Source organism: Lacinutrix salivirga, from assembly GCF_053604675.1.
On record NZ_JBSHNP010000053.1, the window covers coordinates 1 to 266 of the forward strand.

Genomic DNA, 266 nt, shown 5'->3' on the forward strand with positions numbered 1-266 from the left:
ACAATCGCAATCACAACACCACCAACCAATGGAACCGTAGTCATAACCGATCCAAACAATACACCAAACGATCCAAGTGATGATGTAGTAACCTACACACCAAACCCAGGATACAATGGAACAGATACGTTTGAATATACAGTATGTGATAATGCAACACCAACACCAAACTGTGATACAGCAGAAGTAGAGGTAAGCATAGCACCAATTGTAGATGTAGAAGACGATACAACAACCACAGACGAAGACACACCAGTAGTGGTAGA

1 protein-coding gene is annotated in these 266 nt (G+C 41.7%); it reads left to right on the plus strand.

Annotation, left to right across the window (positions count from 1 at the left end; all coding sequences use genetic code 11):
* A partial coding sequence (locus ACVC5O_RS01815) for an Ig-like domain-containing protein (RefSeq protein WP_452219755.1) occupies positions 1 to 266 on the plus strand: 266 nt, incomplete at both ends.